At 62.2% G+C, this 22,289-nt stretch carries 19 protein-coding genes, 5 tRNA genes and 2 pseudogenes; 18 read left to right on the top strand and 8 right to left on the bottom strand.

Annotated features, from left to right (window positions below; genetic code table 11):
* Positions 1–165: 165 nt before the first annotated feature.
* The 15 genes from lepA to QZ749_RS18855 all read left to right on the top strand — a co-directional run bounded on the left by lepA (position 166) and on the right by QZ749_RS18855 (position 10,895).
* A complete protein-coding gene (gene lepA, locus QZ749_RS18925) occupies positions 166–1,959 on the top strand; it encodes a translation elongation factor 4 (RefSeq protein WP_296949868.1) in 1,794 nt (597 codons plus the stop codon).
* Entirely contained in the window at positions 1,956–2,870 is a 915-nt protein-coding gene (lepB, locus tag QZ749_RS18920; RefSeq protein ID WP_296949866.1) for a signal peptidase I, read from the top strand. Before lepA ends, lepB begins: the two co-directional genes overlap by 4 nt.
* Before the next feature lie 15 nt (positions 2,871–2,885).
* Complete coding sequence (locus tag QZ749_RS18915; RefSeq protein ID WP_296949864.1) at positions 2,886–3,308, top strand: DUF4845 domain-containing protein; 423 nt, start codon at positions 2,886–2,888, stop codon at positions 3,306–3,308.
* Positions 3,309–3,370: 62 nt separating this feature from the next.
* Positions 3,371–4,195, top strand: coding sequence for a ribonuclease III (gene rnc / locus QZ749_RS18910; RefSeq protein ID WP_296949863.1), 825 nt, complete (start codon positions 3,371–3,373; stop codon positions 4,193–4,195).
* A gap of 62 nt (positions 4,196–4,257) precedes the next feature.
* A complete protein-coding gene (gene era / locus QZ749_RS18905) occupies positions 4,258–5,184 on the top strand; it encodes a GTPase Era (RefSeq protein ID WP_296949862.1) in 927 nt (308 codons plus the stop codon).
* A gap of 80 nt (positions 5,185–5,264) precedes the next feature.
* Positions 5,265–6,065 (top strand): DNA repair protein RecO, encoded by an 801-nt coding sequence (gene recO, locus QZ749_RS18900; protein WP_296949860.1) that lies wholly within the window; start codon positions 5,265–5,267, stop codon positions 6,063–6,065.
* 14 nt (positions 6,066–6,079) lie between these two features.
* Positions 6,080–6,865: a pyridoxine 5'-phosphate synthase gene (gene pdxJ / locus QZ749_RS18895; RefSeq protein WP_296949843.1), complete on the top strand. Its 786-nt coding sequence runs from the start codon at positions 6,080–6,082 to the stop codon at positions 6,863–6,865.
* A 13-nt stretch (positions 6,866–6,878) separates the two neighbouring features.
* Positions 6,879–7,289 (top strand): holo-ACP synthase, encoded by a 411-nt coding sequence (gene acpS / locus QZ749_RS18890; protein ID WP_296949841.1) that lies wholly within the window; start codon positions 6,879–6,881, stop codon positions 7,287–7,289.
* A gap of 268 nt (positions 7,290–7,557) precedes the next feature.
* Positions 7,558–9,438, top strand: coding sequence for an excinuclease ABC subunit UvrC (uvrC, locus tag QZ749_RS18885; RefSeq protein ID WP_296950302.1), 1,881 nt, complete (start codon positions 7,558–7,560; stop codon positions 9,436–9,438).
* Between the two features lie 190 nt (positions 9,439–9,628).
* A complete protein-coding gene (gene pgsA, locus QZ749_RS18880; protein WP_296949839.1) occupies positions 9,629–10,210 on the top strand; it encodes a CDP-diacylglycerol--glycerol-3-phosphate 3-phosphatidyltransferase in 582 nt (193 codons plus the stop codon).
* A gap of 84 nt (positions 10,211–10,294) precedes the next feature.
* Positions 10,295–10,370, top strand: a tRNA-Gly gene (locus QZ749_RS18875).
* Between the two features lie 79 nt (positions 10,371–10,449).
* Positions 10,450–10,525: transfer RNA gene (locus QZ749_RS18870), tRNA-Gly, on the top strand.
* Between the two features lie 43 nt (positions 10,526–10,568).
* Positions 10,569–10,644, top strand: a tRNA-Gly gene (locus tag QZ749_RS18865).
* Between the two features lie 29 nt (positions 10,645–10,673).
* Positions 10,674–10,749 (top strand) — tRNA-Gly (locus QZ749_RS18860).
* Between the two features lie 72 nt (positions 10,750–10,821).
* A tRNA-Cys gene (locus QZ749_RS18855) sits at positions 10,822–10,895 on the top strand.
* Positions 10,896–11,071: 176 nt separating this feature from the next.
* Here the strand turns inward: QZ749_RS18855 and QZ749_RS18850 are convergent.
* The 5 genes and pseudogenes from QZ749_RS18850 to QZ749_RS18830 all read right to left on the bottom strand — a co-directional run bounded on the left by QZ749_RS18850 (position 11,072) and on the right by QZ749_RS18830 (position 17,985).
* Positions 11,072–11,373 (bottom strand): annotated as a pseudogene (locus QZ749_RS18850) (type II toxin-antitoxin system HigA family antitoxin).
* A gap of 114 nt (positions 11,374–11,487) precedes the next feature.
* Positions 11,488–14,112, bottom strand: a complete 2,625-nt coding sequence (locus tag QZ749_RS18845) for a DEAD/DEAH box helicase (protein ID WP_296949837.1) — start codon at positions 14,110–14,112, stop codon at positions 11,488–11,490.
* Complete coding sequence (locus tag QZ749_RS18840) at positions 14,105–16,069, bottom strand: hypothetical protein (protein WP_296949836.1); 1,965 nt, start codon at positions 16,067–16,069, stop codon at positions 14,105–14,107. Before QZ749_RS18840 ends, QZ749_RS18845 begins: the two co-directional genes overlap by 8 nt.
* Positions 16,059–17,282, bottom strand: coding sequence for a hypothetical protein (locus QZ749_RS18835; protein ID WP_296949835.1), 1,224 nt, complete (start codon positions 17,280–17,282; stop codon positions 16,059–16,061). The genes QZ749_RS18840 and QZ749_RS18835 overlap by 11 nt, the downstream gene beginning before the upstream one ends.
* A gap of 454 nt (positions 17,283–17,736) precedes the next feature.
* Positions 17,737–17,985 (bottom strand): transposase, encoded by a 249-nt coding sequence (locus tag QZ749_RS18830; RefSeq protein WP_296949834.1) that lies wholly within the window; start codon positions 17,983–17,985, stop codon positions 17,737–17,739.
* Between the two features lie 337 nt (positions 17,986–18,322).
* Between QZ749_RS18830 and QZ749_RS18825 the strand changes: the two genes are divergently transcribed.
* Positions 18,323–19,357, top strand: coding sequence for an OmpA family protein (locus QZ749_RS18825; protein ID WP_296949833.1), 1,035 nt, complete (start codon positions 18,323–18,325; stop codon positions 19,355–19,357).
* A gap of 138 nt (positions 19,358–19,495) precedes the next feature.
* Here QZ749_RS18825 and QZ749_RS18820 read toward each other — a convergent pair whose 3' ends face one another.
* Together QZ749_RS18820 and QZ749_RS18815 are read right to left on the bottom strand one after the other, a co-directional pair.
* On the bottom strand, positions 19,496–19,870 hold the full coding sequence (locus QZ749_RS18820; RefSeq protein WP_296949832.1) for a type II toxin-antitoxin system HigA family antitoxin: 375 nt from the start codon (positions 19,868–19,870) through the stop codon (positions 19,496–19,498).
* Positions 19,860–20,177, bottom strand: a complete 318-nt coding sequence (locus tag QZ749_RS18815; RefSeq protein ID WP_296949831.1) for a type II toxin-antitoxin system HigB family toxin — start codon at positions 20,175–20,177, stop codon at positions 19,860–19,862. Before QZ749_RS18815 ends, QZ749_RS18820 begins: the two co-directional genes overlap by 11 nt.
* 291 nt (positions 20,178–20,468) lie before the next feature.
* Here QZ749_RS18815 and QZ749_RS18810 point away from each other — a divergent pair, with 291 nt between their 5' ends.
* Positions 20,469–20,936 (top strand): helix-turn-helix domain-containing protein, encoded by a 468-nt coding sequence (locus QZ749_RS18810; protein WP_296949829.1) that lies wholly within the window; start codon positions 20,469–20,471, stop codon positions 20,934–20,936.
* Positions 20,933–21,286, top strand: coding sequence for a transposase (locus tag QZ749_RS18805; RefSeq protein WP_296949828.1), 354 nt, complete (start codon positions 20,933–20,935; stop codon positions 21,284–21,286). The genes QZ749_RS18810 and QZ749_RS18805 overlap by 4 nt, the downstream gene beginning before the upstream one ends.
* On the opposite strand, the pseudogene QZ749_RS18800 reads toward QZ749_RS18805, so the two are convergent.
* A pseudogene (locus tag QZ749_RS18800) lies at positions 21,278–22,153 on the bottom strand (IS3 family transposase); the annotation flags it as partial. The gene QZ749_RS18805 and the pseudogene QZ749_RS18800 overlap by 9 nt on opposite strands.
* Positions 22,154–22,289 lie beyond the last annotated feature (136 nt).

Here is a 22,289-nt window from a genome sequence, read left to right as displayed (position 1 = left end):
GGCGTTGCCGCCGGTGCGATCCGGCAGACCCCCTTCGCCTGACAAGGCGCTCGCCTGGGCCGGCTCGGCCCCGCCGCAGCGCTTTTTTCGTATTCCGCCGTGCGGCGATCATCGTCCGCGCCGGCCTGGCCGCGTGCCGCTCTTATTTGGTTTTGAGTTTTGTTAATGAAAAACATACGTAACTTTTCCATCATCGCCCACATCGATCACGGCAAGTCGACGCTGGCCGACCGCATCATCCAGCTGTGCGGCGGCCTGTCCGAGCGCGAGATGGACGCGCAGGTGCTCGACTCGATGGACCTGGAGCGCGAGCGCGGCATCACCATCAAGGCCCAGACCGCGGCGCTGCAGTACAAGGCGCGCGACGGCCAGACCTACAACCTGAACCTGATCGATACCCCGGGCCACGTCGACTTCAGCTACGAAGTCTCGCGCTCGCTGTCCGCCTGCGAAGGCGCGCTGCTGGTCGTCGACGCGAGCCAGGGCGTGGAAGCGCAGACCGTGGCCAACTGCTACACGGCGCTCGACCTGGGCGTCGAAGTCGTGCCGATCCTGAACAAGATCGACCTGCCGCACGCCGACCCGGACAACGCCAAGAAGGAAATCGAGGACGTCATCGGCATCGACGCTTCCGACGCCACCGTGTGCTCGGCCAAGACCGGCCTGGGCGTCGAGGACGTGCTGGAAACCCTGATCGCCAAGGTCCCGCCGCCGCAGGGCGACCCGGACGCGCCGCTGCAGGCGCTGATCGTCGACTCCTGGTACGACAGCTACGTCGGCGTCGTCATGCTGGTGCGCGTGGTCAACGGCACCCTGCGCCCGAAGGACAAGATCCTCCTGATGGCGACCGAGTCGGTCAACCTGGTCGAGCAGATCGGCGTGTTCACCCCGCGCTCGGTCTCGCTGCCGGAACTGTCGGCTGGCCAGGTGGGCTTCATCATCGCCGGCATCAAGGAACTGACCGCCGCCAAGGTGGGCGATACCGTCACGCTGGCGAACAAGCCGGCCCCGGCGCCGCTGCCGGGCTTCAAGGAAGTGCAGCCGCAGGTGTTCGCCGGCCTGTTCCCGGTGGAAGCGAACCAGTACGACGCGCTGCGCGACTCGCTGGAAAAGCTCAAGCTCAACGACGCCGCCCTGATGTACGAGCCGGAAGTGTCGCAGGCGCTGGGCTTCGGCTTCCGCTGCGGCTTCCTGGGCCTGCTGCACATGGAAATCGTGCAGGAACGCCTGGAGCGCGAGTTCGACATGGACCTGATCACGACGGCGCCGACCGTGGTGTACGAGGTCGAGATGCGCGACGGCACCATGGTGCGCGTCGACAATCCGTCGAAGATGCCGGAGCCGTCGAAAATCAACGAAGTGCGCGAGCCGATCGTCAACGTCAACCTGTACATGCCGCAGGAATACGTGGGCGCGGTGATGACGCTGTGTAACAGCAAGCGCGGCGTGCAGCTCGACATGAGCTACCACGGCCGCCAGGTCAAGCTGCAGTACGAGATCCCGATGGCCGAGATCGTGCTGGACTTCTTCGACCGCCTGAAGTCGACCTCGCGCGGCTATGCGTCGATGGACTACGAGTTCAAGGAAAACCGCGCCGCCGACGTCGTCAAGGTCGACATGCTGATCAACAGCGAGAAGGTCGACGCGCTGGCCATCATCGTGCACCGCGCCAACGCCCCGTACCGCGGCCGCCAGGTGGCGGCCAAGATGCGCGAGCTGATCCCGCGCCAGATGTTCGACGTGGCGATCCAGGCCGCGATCGGCGCGACCATCATCTCGCGCGAGAACGTCAAGGCGATGCGCAAGAACGTGCTGGCCAAGTGCTATGGCGGCGACATCACCCGCAAGAAGAAGCTCCTCGAAAAACAAAAAGCCGGCAAGAAGCGCATGAAGCAGGTGGGTTCCGTCGAGATCCCACAGGAAGCCTTCCTGGCCATCCTCCAGGTGGAAGATAAATGAGCATGCAACTGATCCTTGGCAATTTCGCCCTGATCCTGTTCGTCCTGATGGTGATCACGGGCGTGATCTGGTGCCTGGACGTGTTCGTGCTGGCCAAGCAGCGCCGTGCCCGTGCCGACAAGGCGCTGGCCGAGTTCGACGCGCGCAACGCCAAGCTGGCCGCCGACGGCATCAAGATCGACAACGCCAACCGCGCGGCGCTGGAAGCGGGCATCCTGCGCCAGCCGACCTGGGTCGAGTATTCGGGCAGCTTCTTCCCGGTGATCGCGCTGGTGTTCTTCCTGCGCTCCTTCCTGTTCGAGCCGTTCAAGATCCCGTCCTCGTCGATGGTGCCGACCCTGCTGGTGGGCGACCTGATCCTGGTGAACAAGTTCGACTACGGCATCCGCCTGCCGGTGCTGAACAAGAAGATCATCGAGGTCGGCAATCCGCAGCGCGGCGACGTGATGGTGTTCAAGTACCCGAAGGACATGAGCCAGGATTACATCAAGCGCGTGATCGGCGTGCCCGGTGATAAAATCACCTACGATAACAAGCGCCTCACCGTCAACGGCAAGCCCGTCGAGTACGAAGCGATGGACGACTACCTCGACGACGAGCGTCCGGTGTACCACAAGCAGTACCTGGAAAAGCTGGCGAATGCCCCGCACCGCATCCTGAACATGGATGGCGCGCGTCCGATCAACCTGGGTTCGGTGGAGGAGTTCCCCCATCACGAGAATTGCACCTATTCCTACGATAAATTTACCTGTATCGTACCGGAGGGCAATTATTTCATGATGGGCGATAACCGCGACAACAGCGCAGACAGCCGTTACTGGGGCTTCGTCCCGGACAAGAACATCGTCGGCAAGGCCGTGTTCGTCTGGATGAACTTCAGCGACCTCAAGCGCATCGGCGGTATCCACTGACGAGCAGGTGCGCGCATGCGGACGAACGCAGTAGAACGTAATCGAAGCCGGCGCTTCGGCGCCGAACGCGGCGTGTCGCTGTCCGGGCTGCTGGTCGTGCTGGTGGTGCTGGGCGCGCTGGCGCTGGTGGCCATCAAGGTGACGCCGGCGCTGCTCGAATACCGCGCCGTGAAGGCGGCGATCGTCAAGGCCAAGGCCGAAGGCGGCACGGTGCGCGAGATCCAGCAGGCCTTCGACCGCCATGCCGGCGTCAACGACGTCGGCGCGATCAGCGGGCGCGACCTGGTGATCACCCGCGACGAGCAGGACGTGCAGGTCAGCTTTGCCTACGAAAAGCGGGTGCCGCTGGCCGGCAACGTGAGCCTGCTGTTCGATTTCGCCGGCACGACCGACCCGAGCGGCGCGAATGCCGCCAAAGAGGCCGCCAAGGCCCAGTAATCCAGCCGGAAGGGGCGGGCGTTGGCGTCCGGCTCGGGCCGGCCCAACAGATTGGTACGACAATGAATCTTCAGTTATTGCAAACTCGCCTAGGTTACACGTTCCGGGATCCCGGCCTGCTGCAGCAGGCGCTGACCCACCGTAGCCACAGCAGCGTGCATAACGAGCGCCTCGAGTTCCTCGGCGACTCGGTGCTGAACTGCGTCGTCGCCTCCATCCTGTACGAACGCTTCAACGCCCTGGCCGAAGGCGACCTGTCGCGCCTGCGCGCCAACCTCGTCAAGCAGCAGACGCTGTACGAGATCGCGCAGAAGCTCGAGCTGTCGCAGTTCCTGCGCCTGGGCGAAGGCGAACTCAAGTCGGGCGGTTTCCGCCGTCCGTCGATCCTGGCCGACACGCTCGAGGCCCTGCTGGGCGCGATCTTCCTCGACAGCGGATTCGATGCGGCGCGCACCACCATCCGCGCGTTCTACATCCCGCTGCTCGACTCGGTCGACCCGCGTACCCTCGGCAAGGACGCCAAGACGCTGCTGCAGGAATTTTTGCAGAGCAAGAAGATCTCGCTGCCGACCTATAACGTGGTGGCCACGCACGGCGCCGCCCACAGCCAGGAATTCGAGATCGAGTGCCTGGTGCCCAAGCTCGGCATCCAGGTCTTCGGCCGAGGCGGCAGCCGCCGCGCCGGCGAGCAGGCGGCGGCGCGCCTGGCGCTGGAGACGGCCGAGCAGCTCTTGCAGAAGAGCCCGTCCGCCGCGCGCAAGACCCGGCCCCGCTCGGCCCAGCTCAAGCTGGCCGGCATCGCCACCGACCAGACGGCCGAGCAGGGCGAACTCGCCATGCAGGCCGAGGAAACCCATTCGAAGCAGCAGTCGTCCCGACAGCCGTGATACCGTGGCGGCCCAGTCCGCCCTAGCAGCGCCGGATGATCCGGCAGGAAAACAGAATGACCATGGATACGCATCCCGTCGAACCCACCGCAGCCGCGTTGACCTCGGAGAATTTTCGCTGCGGCTATATCGCCATCGTCGGCCGACCCAACGTCGGCAAGTCGACGCTGATGAACGTGCTGATCGGGGCCAAGGTCTCGATCACCTCGCGCAAGGCGCAGACCACGCGCCACCGCATCACCGGCATCCAGACCCGCGACGACGCCCAGTTCATCTACGTCGACACGCCGGGCTTCCAGACCCGCCATGCGAACGCGCTGAACAAGACCCTGAACAAGACCGTGTCGAACACGCTGACGGCGTCCGACGTGATCCTGTTCCTGGTCGAGGCCGGCACGTTCGGCCCGGCCGACCAGCAGGTGCTCGACCTGTTGCCGAAGAACGTCCCGGTGATCCTGGTGATCAACAAGTCCGACCGCATGAAGGACAAGGCCGAGCTGATGCCGTTCGCGGCCAAGGTCGCCGGCCTGCGCGACTTCACGGCCGTGGTGCCGGTATCGGCCAAGCTGCGCTTCCAGGTCGATGCGCTGGAAGGCGAGATCCGCCGCCACCTGCCGGAAAATCCGCCGATCTTCGGCCCGGACGACATCACCGACCGCAGCGAGAAATTCCTCGCCGCCGAGATCGTCCGCGAAAAAGTGTTCCGCCTGCTGGGCGACGAGCTGCCGTACACGTCCACCGTGCTGATCGAGCAGTTCCAGCAGGAAGGCAACCTGCGCCGCATCTTCGCCGCCATCCTGGTCGAGCGCGATACCCACAAGGCCATGATCATCGGTAACAAGGGCGCGCGCCTGAAGGAGATTTCCACCCAGTCGCGCCTGGACATGGAAAAGCTGTTCGACGGGCCGGTGTACCTGGAAATCTGGGTCAAGGTCAAGTCGGGCTGGGCCGACAACGAAGCGGGGTTGCGCGCCTACGGCTACGAATAACGCCCCGTCGCCCCGGCGCAGGCAGGGGCGACGGTGCAGGTTCCCCGAGCAGCCCCCACCCACCCGGGTTATCATTGCGCATGCCCACCCGCGACGACGACACCATCGACTTCGACCAGGACGCCCCGTCCACTCCCAGCACGCCCGCCAGGCGCCGCGCGCCGGTCCGCGAGGGCCGCGTCCTCGGTCAGCCGGCGTTCGTGTTGCACAGCTATCCCTACAAGGAAACCAGCCTCATCGTCGACATGTTCACGCGCGACCACGGCCGGATCGGCGTGGTGGCGAAGGGCGCCAAGCGGCCGCTGTCGAAACTGCGCGGGGTGCTGCAGACCTTCCAGCCGCTGTCGATCTCCTTTTCCGGCAAGTCGGAGCTGCGCACACTGATCGACGCCGAATGGGTCGGCGGCATGCTGCCCATCGAAAAGACCGCGCTGCTGTGCGGCTTCTACCTGAACGAACTGCTGGTGAAACTGCTGGCGCGCGACGACGCGCATCCGGCCCTGTTCAACCACTACGTCTCCACGCTGAACGAGCTGGCGCACGGCGAGCCCGCGCAAATCGCCTTGCGAAAATTCGAACGGGCCCTACTTAAGGAGACCGGGGTGGCCGCCGATCTCACGCGCTGCAGCGCCTCGCGCGCGCCGGTGCAGCCGGATGGCATGTACGTGGTGGACCCCGAACGCGGCGCGCGCACCGCGGCGGCCGTCGAGTCCTGGCCCGTCGTCTCGGGCCAGACCCTGATGGACATGGAACGCGAGGACTACGCCGACCCGCAGACCCAGGCCCAGAGCAAGCAGCTGATGCGCTTCCTGCTGGCCCACCACCTTGGCGGCGCGCCGCTGAACACGCGCCAGATTTTGATCGACCTGATGCAGCTTTAAGAAAAATACCGACCATGAGCTTCCTGCAACCCGCCGGCCCCGTCATCGACCTGGGCGTGAACATCGACCACATCGCCACCGTGCGCAACGCGCGCGGCACCGTCTACCCGGACCCGCTGCGCGCCGCGCTGCTGGCCGAGCAGGCCGGCGCCGACCTGATCACGCTGCACCTGCGCGAAGACCGCCGCCACATCAAGGATGCCGACGTGATCGCCATCCGCCCGCAACTGGTCACGCGCATGAACCTCGAGGCCGCCGTGACGCAGGAGATGATCGACTTCGCCTGCCTGGTCAAGCCGCAGGACGTCTGCCTGGTGCCCGAGCGGCGCGAGGAAGTCACCACCGAGGGCGGCCTGGACGTGATCCGCTACCAGAAGGAAGTGGAAGCCGCGATCCGCCAGCTGCAGGGCGAAGGCATCCGCGTTTCGCTGTTCATCGACGCCGACGAGGCGCAGATCGCCTGCGCGGCCGCCGTCGGCGCGCCGGTGATCGAGCTGCACACGGGCCGCTACGCCGAGGCCGAGCACAAGGACGAGGTGGCGCGCGAACTCGAACGCATCGCGCTGGGCGTGCGCGCCGGCGTGCGGCACGGCCTGCGCGTGAACGCCGGCCACGGCCTGCACTACACCAACGTCCAGCCGATCGCGGCGATCCAGGACATCCACGAACTGAACATCGGCCACGCGATCGTCGCGCACGCGCTGTTCGTCGGCTGGGAGCATGCGATCCGCGAGATGAAGGCGATCATGGTCGATGCGCGCCTGGGCGTGTCGCTGGGCCATCCGCAGCCGGAAACCTGAGCCGGGAGCCGCCATGATCTACGGAATCGGTACCGACATCGTGCAGATATCGCGCGTCGAGGCGGCCCTCGCGCGCCACGGCGACCGCTTCGCGGAAAAGATCCTCGGTCCCGAGGAGCTCGTCAAGTTCCACGCCCGCCGCGCCAAGCACCCGGTGCGCGGGCTGCGCTTCCTGGCCACGCGGTTCTCGGCCAAGGAGGCGTTCTCGAAAGCCGTCGGGCTGGGCATGCGCATGCCCATGACCTGGCGCTCGGCGCAGATGCTCAACGCCCCGAGCGGCAAGCCGGTCATCGTCTGCAGCGGCGCGCTCGAGGCATTCATGCGGACGCACCGGCTGAGCGCCCAGGTGACGATCAGCGACGAGGCCGACTATGGCGTCGCCTTCGTCGTCGTCACCCAGGCGCCGGAGGCGGAAGCCCCATAAACCTTCGTAGGGTGCGCGCCCGTGCGCACCGCGCGTCGTCGCGACGCAAACAGGAACGGCAGTGAAGAACGACGAAGCAGCCGCCCCGGACGGTTCCGGAGCGCAGGACGGCGGCCCCGGCGCCGCCGCTTATACCCAGGCCGCCGGCAACGCCGGCGCCACGGCAGTCCGCAGGAAAACGCCGCGCAAGACCGCCGCGGCCGGGCCGCCGGCGCCACGCGCCCGCCCCGATGCCTGGCAAGCCATGAAAGAGGAATTGATCGCCACGATGACGAAGGATGCGGAATCTCCCGCGCGCCCGACCCCGGAAGCGCGCGAACAGGTATTGGCGACCGTCGCCAAGTTGCCGGACCTGCCGGGCGTCTACCGCTATTTCGACGGCGAGGACAAGGTCCTGTACGTCGGCAAGGCGCGCAACCTGAAAAAGCGCGTGTCGAGCTATTTCCAGAAGACCCTGTCGAGCCCGCGCATCGCGATGATGGTGGGCCAGATCGCGCGCCTGGAGACGACGGTGACGCACAGCGAGGCCGAGGCGCTGATCCTGGAAAACAACCTGATCAAGACGCTCAAGCCGCGCTACAACATCCTGTTCCGCGACGATAAATCGTACCCGTACCTGAAGCTGAGCAACGGCGACTACCCGCGCATGGCCTACTACCGCGGCGCCCTGGACAAGAAGAGCCAGTATTTCGGGCCGTTCCCGAGCGCCTGGGCGGTCAAGGAATCGATCCAGCTGCTGCAGAAGGTGTTCATGCTGCGCACCTGCGAGGACAGCGTGTTCGCCAACCGTACGCGCCCCTGCCTGCTGCACCAGATCGGCCGCTGCAGCGGGCCGTGCGTCGACCTGGTCGCGAGGGAAGACTACAGGCGCGACGTCGACAATGCGGCGAAGTTCCTGCGCGGCCGCCAGACCGAGGTGCTGGAAGAGCTGCAGCAGAAGATGGTGGGCTATGCGGAAAACCTGCTGTTCGAGCAGGCCGCCGCCGTGCGCAACCAGATCCAGGCGCTGTCGCGCGTGCTGCACCAGCAGAGCATGGAGACGACGTCGGACGCCGACGTCGACGTCATCGCCGTGGTGGTGCAGGGCGGCCGCGCCTGCGTCAACCTGGCGATGGTACGCGGCGGACGCCACCTGGGCGACCGCGCCTATTTCCCGAGCCACGTGGCCGAGGCGATCGGCGAGACGCTGGAAGACACGCCCATCGAGGTCGACGTGCTGGCCGCCTTCCTGGCCCAGCACTACGGCGACAAGTTCGTGCCGGGCACGCTCATCCTGAACATCGAGTTCGACCAGCCCGAGCTGATGGTGGCGCTGACCGAGCAGTGCGGCCACCGGATCAACCTGGTGTTCCAGCCGCAGGGCCAGCGGCGCCAGTGGCTGGAGCTGGCGCAGAAGGGCGCCGAGATCTCGCTGGCGCGCCTGCTGTCCGAACAGGGCTCGCAGCAGTCGCGCACGCGCGCGCTGGCCGACGTGCTGGGCCTGGACAGCGAGGACCTGGAAACGCTGCGCATCGAATGCTTCGACATCAGCCACACGGCCGGCGAGGCGACGCAGGCGTCGTGCGTGGTGTTCCACCACCACCAGATGCAGAACGGCGAATACCGCCGCTACAACATCAACGACATCACGCCGGGCGACGACTACGCGGCGATGCGCCAGGTGCTGATGCGCCGCTACGAGAAGGTGGCGGGCGGCGACGGCGTGATGCCCGACATCGCGCTGATCGACGGTGGCAAGGGACAGGTGGAGATGGCGCGCCAGGTGTTCACGGAACTGGGCCTGGACGTGTCGAGCATCGTCGGCGTGGCGAAGGGGGAGGGCCGGCGCGTGGGCCTGGAAACCCTGATCTTCGCCGACGGTCGCGAACCGCAGGAACTCGGCAAGGAATCGGCCGCGCTGATGCTGGTAGCGATGATCCGCGACGAGGCGCACCGCTTCGCCATCACCGGCATGCGCGCCAAGCGCGCCAAGGCGCGTCAGGCCTCGCGCCTGGAAGAGATCGAGGGCATCGGGGCCAAGCGCCGCCAGAAGCTGCTGGCGCGCTTTGGCGGCCTGAAGGGCGTGATCGACGCCAGCGTCGAGGATCTGATGTCGGTCGAGGGCATCTCGAGCACGCTGGCGGAAGAGATCTACCGGCAGCTGCACTGAGGCCCCGTCCCCGGCGGGGCCGACGCGCCCATGCGGTTGACGTTCATATGTACGATGTTCGCGCACCGCATCCGCACCGCTGAGCTCAACTGGTTTAATGGGCAAGAGCCATGTAGACTAGCGGCGCGCGGTAGGCGCGCACGCAAGCTTCACGGGCCACTTGTCAGGCCCGCCGTTCCCTGAGTCACCCATGCCCTTGAATATTCCGATTCTCCTGACCTGGCTGCGGGTCGCGCTGATCCCGCTGGTCGTCGGGGTGTATTACCTGCCGCCGCACTTCCTGCCGGTGGCCGAGCAGAACCTGGCCGCCACGCTGGTGTTCATCGTCGCCGCCGTCACCGACTGGTTCGACGGCTACCTGGCGCGGCGCTGGAACCAGACCTCGGCCTTCGGCGCCTTCCTCGACCCGGTCGCCGACAAGCTGATGGTGGCCGGCGCGCTGCTGGTGCTGGTGCAGCTGCAGCGGGTCGACGCCGTGATCGCGTTCATCATCATCGGCCGCGAGATCACCATCTCGGCGCTGCGCGAATGGATGGCCGAGATCGGCGCGCGCAAGTCGGTCGCCGTGAGCTCGCTGGGCAAGATCAAGACGGCCGCGCAGATGGTCGCGATCCCGATGCTGCTGTTCCACGATCCCGTGCTGGACGGCTTCCAGACGCACATGGCGGGCGAGGCCCTGTTGTGGATCGCGGGGGTGCTGACGGTCTGGTCGATGTTCTATTACCTGCGCAAAGCCTGGCCGCTCATCAAGGAAAGATCGGGAACTTTATAGATTGATGACAAGTCATCCTTGACACATAGCTCAGCATCTCTATAATGCCTGCCTGTTGCGAGACATTGCAGCAAACGAAACGAAGCGGGAGTAGCTCAGTTGGTAGAGCGCAACCTTGCCAAGGTTGAGGTCGAGAGTTCGAGACTCTTCTCCCGCTCCAGCGTTTGCAAGCGGTACGAAACAAACAGGTTGTCTTGGAAAGTCGTCAAAAATCTGAGATAATCGACAGTCCTAGCGACGCGGGAGTAGCTCAGTTGGTAGAGCGCAACCTTGCCAAGGTTGAGGTCGAGAGTTCGAGACTCTTCTCCCGCTCCAGTCGACGCAAGTCGATGCTGGGGCAGACATTGCAGGACTCCATGCGGGAGTAGCTCAGTTGGTAGAGCGCAACCTTGCCAAGGTTGAGGTCGAGAGTTCGAGACTCTTCTCCCGCTCCAGGTTGTACTGGTGAATAGGTCACTCCTCAGCGGGAGTAGCTCAGTTGGTAGAGCGCAACCTTGCCAAGGTTGAGGTCGAGAGTTCGAGACTCTTCTCCCGCTCCAGAATTCAGGGAAGCTCCTTCCCGTGCCGATGTGGTTCGATAACCCGCCACGTCAGCATCGTCAAACACCTCGGGCGAGGTAGCAAAGCGGTTATGCAGCGGCCTGCAAAGCCGTGTAGATGGGTTCGACTCCCATCCTCGCCTCCAGCATATCGGTAGATCAGCGCCTTGGCGCTGATCTACGTCAGCGGTACGCTACCGCCGTCGGAGCGGTTCGAATATCTCATCGCTTGTCATCGACAGCGCAGCTTTATAAGCTGCGCCTCGGTACGCCTAAATTTAGTGTTTACAGGCTCGGCAGCAGCCCACCCCTTGTGCAGCTTTCAGATCATGGGAAGTGTCAGAGGACGAATACGGTTCAGCACCTCGTACGCCATGTTCGATCGGCCAATCATCGCTCCAGATCCTTGACGGTCAGGCCTTTCTGATCCATCTGGAATTTGATGGCTTCGACCGGATCTGCTACCTCCATCGGAGAGTGTTTTGCCTCATAGGCTTCGACCAGCGTGGCAAGTACATCCGGCCGATCGCCTTCCGGCGTTCCAAACTCGGCAGCCATGAGCGATTCCACCTCGCGCAGCGCTGCTTGATAGTCTTCTTCAGTGCGGATCGGTCTAATGTCCATAATGTCTCTCGATAGCTTGTGCATCGATGGCGTCGCGGCCAGGAGCCGGAGAAGAACGGTGAAACGAGGCAGCACCGGGCAACTGCTGAAGCGGGGACCAGCGGCTACAGATTGTTATGGTCGAAAGTCGATGTGAATGTGGCCGATTGCGGCCTGAGCCTCGAGGGGCAAGCGTTGCAACTGTTCGGCTGGCAAAATCTCTCCGAACAGTTGGGATCGTAGTACCTTCGTCCGTTCGTTTACGACTTCCGTTCGAAACGCGTCGTATGTGCCTTCAAGCGCGATCGTGTGCACGTCGATGTAGGGCGCATCACCGCGTGCGCCATCGCGGTCTCGCCACGCCTCGAAGGCTTGCATCCAGGCGCTGTCCTGGCGGTCGACACGGCCGATTTGTTGCTCGATGCGTCCCGGGTTCCAGTCCAGGTGGAACAACACGACGGCGCGACAGGCGCGGTGTAGATTCAAACCTTCGCTGGCGACGTCGGACTGTCCGATCAATACCTTTGGATTCAACTTTGCGTTGTTGAACGCGCTTTGGCGTACGCGCCTGGTGGAGGGCTTGATATCGCCGTACAGGCGCTGCGAAAAGGGGCTCATGCGAAACACGTAGTGGCCATGCTGGTCTTTTTCAAGGTCCTCTTCCTGGTCCCGGATGACCGCTTCCCAATCGAAGCGGCGACCGGCGCGTACCTCGTCGGCATCGGTCTGACCCGCCGGATCGGCGTCCCGCAGCGTGCGCAGCAGGTTATCCACGCTGTCCTGGATCCGTTCGCGCCGACTTGTGGCGACCGAAACGAGCTGATCGTCCACACTGAGCTGTTGGACGAGCCACGTGACAAGCGTCTCGATGGATTTGCTGCTGATCTTGGCGCGCTCGTGCTGCTGTTCGAAGAACACCGTGACCGCGTGCTGGCATGCATCACGCAGTGCGGCGCGCTCGTTCGTGTAGCGCCTGGCCAAAATGTTCGCGTTCTCCTCGAAAGACGCGATGGCGCTCGGCGTGAAGCCAAAGCTGGAGTCCGCAAGCCAGCGCAGCAAGTCAGGGTCATCCGCCTTGATTTTCGTTGGCAGAGGTACCGGCTTGCCGGCCTGTACTTCGCGCAGATAATGACGGATGTTGAGTGCGCGGTCGAGCGCCCACATCGGTGCGAGGAACTCGGCGAACACGAGCACTTTCTTGTCTTGCGTGACCAGTCCTTCGATCAGTTCGATCGCGTGACGTACCTTGGGGTGCCATTGCAGGGACCACTGCGGCTGTTCGGCTACGCGACCCAAGGCGCGGGACTGGTCCGCCAATGCTTGCAGCCAGTACGCCTGCCGTTGTCGCTTGGCACGTTCGGCAGCATCCCTGTCTGCAGTGGGCGGCGCCACGGGCATCTCCCCGACCACTTGCTCCGAGATTAGTGGGAGAGCTTGCGCATGGCGCGAACCAGCGGTCCGGGTCGCGTTCGTCGTCTCGATACCGCGCGACGCCGCCGCGAGTGCTTCCGCGTAGGCGAGCTGAGTACGCTCACTCGGGTACAGGCTGTCAAGGGCGATGGTCGTGGCGACCGTCTGCCGGTGAGGATGCGCGACGTCGGGGCGCGCCGCATGGGCGCTGAACTCCTTGACCATCTTGTGGTCACGCCAGACACGCCGCGTCACGATCGGACGCAGCGCTTGTTGAAAGGTCGCGCCGGCCGCCGACAGCCGGGTCAATTCGTCGGCGCTTCCTATCCGCAAGGCCTTGACGGCATCGGCAAATTCCTGCACGGTCTTTTTTAATGGTGCAATGTCGGCCGATTTGAATCCAAGACGTTGGAAGATCGTTATCCATTGTTGGGCGTCTATTTCCATCGGCGTGGCGGTGAGCGCGAGTCGCTTGGCTTTGCGGGATGCGGAGCCGGGGCGCAGGATGATGTCGTCTATGCAGTGCGTTAGGCGTGAGCGCAGGTGCGCAGCCGCTTGTTTGTCGCCGCGGGTCTGCATGTCGGTGCCGGCGCGGCTTTTGTGCGCTTCGTCGATGATCATCAGGTCGACATCGCCGACCAACTCTCCGACCAGGTTGCGGAACAGTTGCTGGGCTTCCGGGTCGTCGAACGTCGCCGTCGACACCTTGGTCAAGGCGCCATTGGTCACGCGTTCCCGTAACGTGGCAGGCATGTTTGTCGCCAGCCAGTCGACGGCGGTGCTCTGACCGTCGGACAGGACGAGTTTGCCGGCCCCATAAGCTTGTTTTCCGCTCTTGACCAGCTTGCGCTTGAGGGCGAAGGGCAAGCCCCACAGTTCATCGTTGGTCGTTGACGTCAGCCGCTGCGGCAGACCGAAACGATGCGAAATGAACAGCAGCCGGGCGTGGCTCGAAAGCGGGTACGTTGATGCATGTGCGCCATTGGCGAACAGGTCCGGATAGGTGCGCAAGACCTTGGTTTTGATGTCCTTGGGTATCCAGGCCAGTCCGAGCTTGGTAATCTGCTTCCAGAACCCATCCAGTTCCTCATCACGCCATTGATAGGTCAGGCCTGGAGGAATCAGGATGGCGACACGACCGCCAGACGCGATGACGCAGACGGCAAGGGCGATGGCAAGACGCGTCTTGCCAAGGCCAACCTCGTCGGCCACCAAGACGCCCGGCAGCGTCTCCAGTTGGGTCGCGATCCAGGCGAGCGAGCGGTCCTGGTCGGCGCGCCACAGGTCCGGGTGCGATGCCAGCTCGCGCAGGCGGGTCCAGACGTGAGCCCAGTCGAGTTTTTTATTCATTGCCTTCTCCTTGGGCTGCGCATATGGCGGCAGGGATCGTCCATGCGCATTCGAGTTCGCGCATGAGGTTGTTGTATGCCACTTCGAGGTGAGGGTGCGCGTGCAGCCATGGCGGCGCAAATCCGGGTTGCAGCAGCGCCGGGAATAGATTGATGCCGGCGCGCCGGATCGCTTCGCGGTCAGTCGGCGCGACTTGCTCGAGCAGCAGGTAACGAAGCTGGCTCAACCAAGCTGGGAACTGCGCCTCCCGGATGATCGAATTACGTTGACCGATCGCTTCGATCAGCGCCGCCAAAACTTTGAGTGGATAGCGACAGGCCCCGCTCGCCGCAGGCGTCACAGGCTGCCCTGGCTGCCGCGGGTCTGGATCCGGCGTCTCGGGAGGCGGATTCGGGAACGCCAGCAGCGCCTCCAAGGCATCATTGATGCCGAGTTCGCTCGCGTACTGCCGGCAGCAAGCGCCGTCCTCGCCGAATACGGGTACCTCGTAGACTTGCGGCCCCGTTCCGGTATCGGCGGTGCGAACGCGTACCCAGAGCAGGGGCGGGACCTTGCCAGTGATGGCGACCCCTTCGTCCGAAGCGTCAATGGCGAGCCAGGCGCCAATCGCGTCCAGCCGCATCTCCAGCGCTGCCACCGCGTTGTCGCTGCGTACCAGATGCAACAAGCCGTCTTTTACGTAGGCGAACAGCACCGGGGGCGGATCGCGGGGTACGAGGATCGGCTCGACGGCACCCGGCTCCATGGTGGCGATGGCTTTCGCCGGCAGTACATCGCCGCAAGCCAGCACGTGCCAGACGCGCGTCACTTCTTCCTTGCCCGTGAACGTCACGCCCGCCTCGACATTGCCGGCTGGCGAACGCGCGCTGGCCGCGCGATCCAGGGCGGCCTTGGATAGCAGGCCAGCGCGCGACAGATTGCCCGAGCCCAGGTACAGGAAAGTGAGCGTGCCTTTGTGCGGACTGTCCGACGTTACGCGCGCGAGACCGGCAATGTACTTGGCGTGCAGGAACGTGCGGCCAATGCTCGCTCCTTGCTGGAGCGGGTCGACCGGCGCACACAAGGTCCAGCCACCGATCTGGCCGGTGCGGGCCGCCTTCGGATGCGCGGCGAACCACGCAGCCAGTGCGCCTGCCTGCGTCGGATTCGCGACCAGGTAGCGCGGGCCACGCACATCCAATTCATCGAGTCGTTTCAGCACATCGGGTTTGTCCTGCGTATTCCCCTCGGCCTGTTCCCAGAATCCGGAGCCGGCGACCAACTTGCTGACACCCGCCGCGGGGAACCGCTGCTGGATCTGCGTAAACAGCGATTTATCCAGGCTGTGGACGAAGCGGGGCGTGCTGTTGCGGGGTGGCCGGCCCAGCGTGGCACGCCAATCGGCGAGCCATCCCATTGCCAGAGGCTGCGTGGCCAGAAATCCGCTGCTGTTTGGATAGAGGCCACTCATCAAGCGATCGAAGAAATTCAGCGCCGCCACCACATCCGCGAGGGCCGTGACATCCGTGTCACCATCAGCACCGATATAACAATCGGTGGACCAGAACATGTCGATCTGCGCGCCATTGCCCCAGGTCTCGCGTGTCCAATTGCCGGTCGAGACGATCAGGCGAAACGTGGTCGGGGACGCGTAGCGTTCATCCGCGAAACCGAACACTGCGACTTTCGCGTGCATGAGCGAGGTCCGTGTGCGCCAGACCGGGGCCGCGCAGGGGGCCAGCTGCAACATGCCGGGTACGGTCAGCGGATCGAGCATCGGCGCGGAGGCGTCGAGCATCAATACCGCACGCAACAGTCCATTGGCGGCGCGCTCGACGGGATGGGTGCCAGTGAAGGTGGACACGATGCGTTCCAGCGTCTCGGTATCCGCGGACAGGCCGCACATGAGCATGTGGGTACCGAATTGGCCTGATGGTGGCGTCAACAACGCTTCCAAGTCACGACGTTCATGCTGCATGTGCAAGCCCTTTCAGTGCCTCATCGTGCAATCGCTTCAGGCGCAGCAGTGGCCGTGGGATGGCACCGCCAGCGGGTACGATGTCACTTTCGAGCGGGTCGATCGCATCGGCGGCGACCAGGGTGTCGGTGTAGCCAATGCCACGGCCGAGCGCGGCTGGCTGCGACGTAAACACTTGAGGCAGACGCGCTGCCAGAGTGCGAATACGGGCCTCGAGCGGGACATCGCCGTGTTGTTCGTCACAGAATTCCTGGACGCCGGTTGGGCGCTCGACGAGCCCGGCAAGACGTTGGGCCAGTGCGCCGCAATCGCGCTGCAGCGCCGCGAATTCGCGCTGTACTTCGGGGGCGCGCGCCAAATCGGCCCAGGGTTGCGCTGTCGCCTTGATCGCCTTTGCTAGCTGTTGCGCCGCTTGTAATGCGGTCGTACGCACCCGTTCAAAGGCGAAGCACGTATCGAGGCGCACGCGTTGGGTGGGATCCTCGATGCGTTGCAAGAACGTCGCGCTGCCTTTGTCGGTTTGTAACTCGGGGAGGTCGATGGCATATGGTGCGAGCAGGGCGATGAGACGCGAACGGCTTGCGTCGGCGAGCAGTTGGTCGTGCACGAGCTGGCATTCCGCGCTTGTTGCGGCGTTGGGCAGCAGGGATCGTTTGAACTCGTTACTGCTGCTCTTGAGCGCCATCTCCGGGTCGGTAATCCATTTGCGCAAGCGCTTGGCCACGTCGTCGTCGACCAAGGCCGCGTTGGCGAGCGCCATGCCAACCGGTGCCAGCTGCAGACTGTTGAAACGAAATTGGGTGCTCCTGCAGAAGCCGAGGCCCGGCAATGCGGCGGTCGCCGAACGTCGGAACGGCACGGTGACATAGGCACTTCCAGTGCTGACTGCGGCAAACGACAATGCTTTGAGATCACGGAGTTTTCGCTTGCCCTGGATGCGGTCCTCCTTTTCATGACTGCCTTGCCGGATCGTGAGCCAGCTCGCGAGCGCTTCGATCGACTCAGCAATGCGTGCGGCCAGCGCGGGTCGGCTCAGTTCCTCGGCCAGCAGCAAGCCGAGGCAGCTCCAGGTGAGCTGACGTACAAAGAATGCGCCACCCAGGCCAGGAACCGCCCATTCGTTGAGCGCCAGGATGGCGGGGCGCAGGCCAAAATCAAGGCGTAGCCGTGATTGCGGAAGATCGGTTGGTACAACAGTGCCCCACGACGTCATGTTTGTTGCTGTTCATAGTTGAGTATCACGCTATCTTAATCCATGAAGGATGGGTAAATTCTCTCGAAAAATTTTCTGGTACAGATTAGTCCGATAGCTGCCCGTAGCGCACGAGGCCGACTCAAGTACGCGCAGGTGTGGCCGCCCTGGTGACAATTTGGTCCCACGCTTAATGGAGCTATTCATCGTCTTAGGCAGGTCTTGCGCAAGGCAATCCCTCTAACGCCCTTTTCGTTGCAGCGTCATCCAGCCTTGGCCGGCGCCCGGTGCCCTCAACCGTGCCGCGACAACACGGCCGGGAACCTGTCATGTGACAAAGTACTGTCGTTCTGATCCTTCAATGTTGGTCTGCGTCTCGGTCTAGGTGCTGCCGTCGCCCTCGGTCGCACTGGGTAAGGCCTGTTCGAACCTTGGCTGTGGTCAGCATCTTGGCCGTACTGGTCGGCCTAAGTAGTCACTCAAAATTTATCGTGAACTTGCTGCCGAATCCGCTCATCAGGGACTGGATCTTGTCGAGCAGGTCTGCGCCGTTCGTGGCAACGATGCGACGCCAGAAGTGCTTGGCGTGCTTCCACAGAATCTCGATTCTATTGAGCTCTGGACTGCAGGGCGGCAGATAGTGAAGATACAGGCCATGTTTCGCCCACTGGCGCCGCTTCTTGTCGATTAGTGCGCCCTTGTGTATGCCTGCGTTGTCGATCAAGACGATTCGTGGAACCTCGTGCGCTTAAGCCTCGGCCTGATCGAAGAACGCGATCACATCCTCACGTGTCGTTGGTTGGCTTTCGCGCAAATTGATTAACGTCAAACCTTCCCCACGACTTCGGCGATGAATATACTCTTCGGTCAAGGGTGAGAACAGGACGCTTTCAGTAACCAAAATGTTGCTTTTTTAATTGATTAAATAATAAAAATTGCCGTCAGTATAGTTAAGCGATATATAATTATTTCACGACAACTATGTCGATATTGGCGTGCCGCAGGTACTCAACCGCTTCCATGCGTGGCTCTATCTCGATCATCAAACGTCAGGAGACTTCATGAAACGACTACTGCTAGCCATGGCAACGCTCTGTTCTGCGGCCCTAGTTCTCACGGGCTGCACGTCGCCCAAACCAAACCCTCCAGGAGGAGACTCGGGAGAGAATGCCGGTGCGACTACCCAGCCACCTCATACTGAAAACCACGGCTGTATAGCCAGTTTCAAATCGCCGGCAGGCGATCTAAAGGGAGCTGGATTCGAAATCCCACTTGGAAAATGGGCGGGCGGTCCAATCAAGATTGGATCGATCGAGTACTCCCACGCCCAAGCCCAAAAGCTCAGTGAGGCGGCTTCGCTCGCAGAACAGGGGCGGCTGGAATTCTGCCGAGCAACCGATCCGGAAGTAATTTCCCTTATACCTGCCGCGGACCGGGCCGAGGTCATCATGACCGCCATAACAGGTCAGAGGGCCTTGAAGAACAAGGTCGATGCATTTGTCAAGACCGTGACCGCGGCTACAGATCCGCAACAGGTGGTCGCTGCTGCTGAGGAGCTGGCGAAAGACACTAAGGAAGCGAAAAAACAGTTTGCCGAAAAGGTTCCTGCCACGCAGGACAAGCAGAAGGACAAGCAGGCAAACTTGTCGCCTGGAGAGCCATTGCCCTTTTGGGCGGCCCTGACACTCATGCAGGCAAACACAATAGACGGCTTCAGGCAGCTGTCGGACAAGGTCGACGTCGTGAACCAGCGGCTCGACGCTAAGAGCGGGCAAGGCAAGATTAGGGTGACTGGCTTTAATGATAGTGGCGTGAGCTTGCCGGCCTCCGAACGGCAGCAACTCTACAGCCAGTTCGAGGAAGCGTTAGGCAAGATTCCGAAGACTCAGCGCCCAATGGTTCTGATCGTCGGCTATGCCAACAAATCAGGTTCGCCTTTGCGGAACATTAACATCGGATTACGCCGCGCCCAAACGGTGATGAACTACCTGCAAGAACAGAAGTTCTCGCGGTCATACGAAGGGCACGTCATGAGCGGGGGCATTGATGACTCGGCATACGCACACCGGGTTGACGTCTTCGTAACTGGCGCCTGAAGAATAAATGCCTGGCTGAACCACGGCGAGGCGCAGAGCTTTCACAGCACCTGAACTGCCCCGGTTTTCGTGGAGGCGGAGAAGCGCGAGTCAGGGCGGAATAGCCTGATGAATCGCCGCGACTTTCCTAGACGCCGGTCATACAGCGGCTGTGCCCTTCGGCGGCTGAATTAACGCCTCGGCAGGTATGCCAAGCCCTTTGTGCAGCTTCCAGATCATAGGGAGTGTCAGAGGTCGAACACGGTTCAGCACCTCATACACCCTGTTGGACCGGCCAATCATCGGCTCGAGATCCTTCACAGTGAGGCCCTTTTGGTCCATCTGAAATTTAATGGCCTCAACCGGGTCCGCGAGTTCCATTGGAAAGTGCTTTGCTTCATAGGCTTCGACCAGCGTGGCCAACACGTCGAGACGGTCGCCCTCTGGCGTTCCGAACTCGGCAGTCATGAGCGATTCCACTTCGCGCAGCGCTGCTTGATAGTCCACTTCGGTACGGATAGGTTTAATGTCCATGATGTCCCTCGATAGTTTGTGCATCGATAGCGCCGTACTGCTTATGCGTGCCGACGAACTTGACGAAAACAATCCCGTACGGATAGTTGATGGATGTGACCAGCCGATACTTGTTGCCAGCGATATTGAAGACTACTCGCCCATCCTTCAGGATACTTGCGGTACCGAAGTCGGCCTTGACGTCCGCTGGCGTTTGCCACTTGGCCTTGAGAACATGGCCGTGCCAAGTAAGAAGCGGCTCCTTAGAGTCGGCATACTCGGGGCGTTCGTAGAAGGTCCGAAGTGTAGGGAGAGATAGGATTCGCACGCGTCTATGATAGTCCCAATTTGGGACTTGGGCAAGCAAGGGGAGGCGTACTCATGTGGTGTAAAATGTGGTCCTAGCCTAACTCCTTGATTTCTATGAGGCAAAACGGCCTGCAAAGCCGTCTAGACGGGTTCGACTCCCGTCCTCGCCTCCAGATATTAAGCATGCGGACCTCATCTGAGGTCCGTTTCGTTTTGCAGCCAATGCGTATTCAGCAAATTTAATTTGATCTAAGTAGTCGCCCATTTTTTGCTGTCAAAGTCAGATTGGCAATGCAGCAGGGGTTGAGCGATGAGACACCTGCAGTTGAGCGAGGTCGAGCAGCGCACGCTGCGTGAGATGGGCGTTTTCCACCCGCATCCGAGGACGAGAATGCGAGCCCAAGGAATTTTGCGCCTGAGCCAAGGCCTGACTCTTCAGAAGACTGCTGACGAATTTGGCGTGCATCTGAACAGCGTCGAGCAGTGGCGGCAACGGTGGAGCAAGCTTGGCTTGGCCGGGTTGTACGAGGGACGTCATACCGGTCGACCGAGAAAGTGGACAGCTCAGCAACAGCAGGCTTTCGGTGAATTGGCGGTTTCCGAAGGTGGTACTGTGGGTGCACTGCTGCGCCAGGTCGGGCAGATTCAAGGCCAGGTGCCGATCAGCGAAAATACGGCCAAGCGGTACCTCAAGGAGATGGATTTCACGTACAAGCGCTATCGCTACAGTTTAAAAAAAAGCGAAATCAAGAGGCGTTCGAGCACGCCAGCAAAGTGATCGCTGCACTGTCCCGGCTCGACCACGAACAACAGTGCGAACTGCTGTACTTCGACGAGTCAGGTTTCAGTCCGAATCCGCCGGTGCAGTACGGATGGGGGAAAATCGGCCAGACCCGAGCCGTCGAACCGCTCGCGCACCGGCAGCGCGTGAACGTGCTTGGCGCGTTGCGCCACGATGGCTCGTTGACCTGGACTAAGCAACAGCGACCAACGACACGTGAGGATGTGATCGCGTTCTTCGATCAGGTCGCGGCTCAAGCGCACGAGGTTCCACGAATCGTCTTGATCGACAACGCCGGCATACTGGACTTCCCCCGGTTCAGTAGACAAATCTTGACCTCACGCTGAGGCGCGCTCGAAGGCCTCGGGGCTGACACCGCCCAGATGGCTGTGGCGCCTGGTTCGATTGTAAAAGACTTCGATGTAGTCGAAGATATCGGCCCGGGCCAAGTCCCGGGTTTTGTAGATGCGCTTGCGAATGCGCTCCTTTTTCAAACTGCTGAAGAACGATTCCGCTACAGCATTATCCCAGCAGTTACCGCGTCGACTCATGCTCGGTTCGATGTTGTTGACCTTGCAGAAGCGGCGCCAGTCGTCGCTTCCATATTGGCTGCCTTGATCGGAATGTACCAGTACTGGCTTCTTTGGCTTGCGGCGCCAAACCGCCATTAGTAAGGCGTCGATAGCCAGCTCGCGCGACAATGTCGGCTTTATCGACCAGCTAACGACTTTGCGCGCAAAAAGGTCGACCACGACGGCCAGATAAAGCCAGCCCTGCCAAGTTCTAATGTAGGTAGTGTCAGTGACCCAAGCCTGATCAGGCGCATCGACGGTAAATTCTCGATTCAGCCGATTCGGAGCAATGATCGAAGGCCGGCCAGCAATCCTTCTGGGCGCTTTATAGCCGCGTACAGCCTTGATCTTATTGACCTGCATGAGCCGCGCTACACGATTACGCCCGCAAGTCTCGCCGGCTTCTCGCAGATCGCCAAAGACGCGGTTGGCGCCGTAGACACCGCCGCTTGCCGAATACGAATGCCGGATTGCCTCGACTAGGCGAGCATCTTCCTTCGCTCGCTCCGATATCGGCTGGTGCAGCCATTGATAAAACCCGGCTCTGGCCACTTTCAAAATGCGGCACATAAGCACAAGCGAAAACTCGTGCCGATGCTCGTTCATGAACCGGTACTTTACTCGGGCTCCCTGGCAAAGTACCGTGCGGCTTTCCTAAGAAACTCACCTCTACGCCGGTGCCTCCTGTGGTTGGAGTGCATAGCCAAATTGTGCGGCACGCCGATGCAGCTGCTTGATGACCCGGTCACGGTATTGCTGTTCGTAATGGTCGGCGCCC

Source organism: uncultured Massilia sp., assembly GCF_913773735.1.
Lineage (GTDB): Bacteria > Pseudomonadota > Gammaproteobacteria > Burkholderiales > Burkholderiaceae_D > Telluria.
This window is presented reverse-complemented; position numbering and strand designations above follow the sequence as displayed.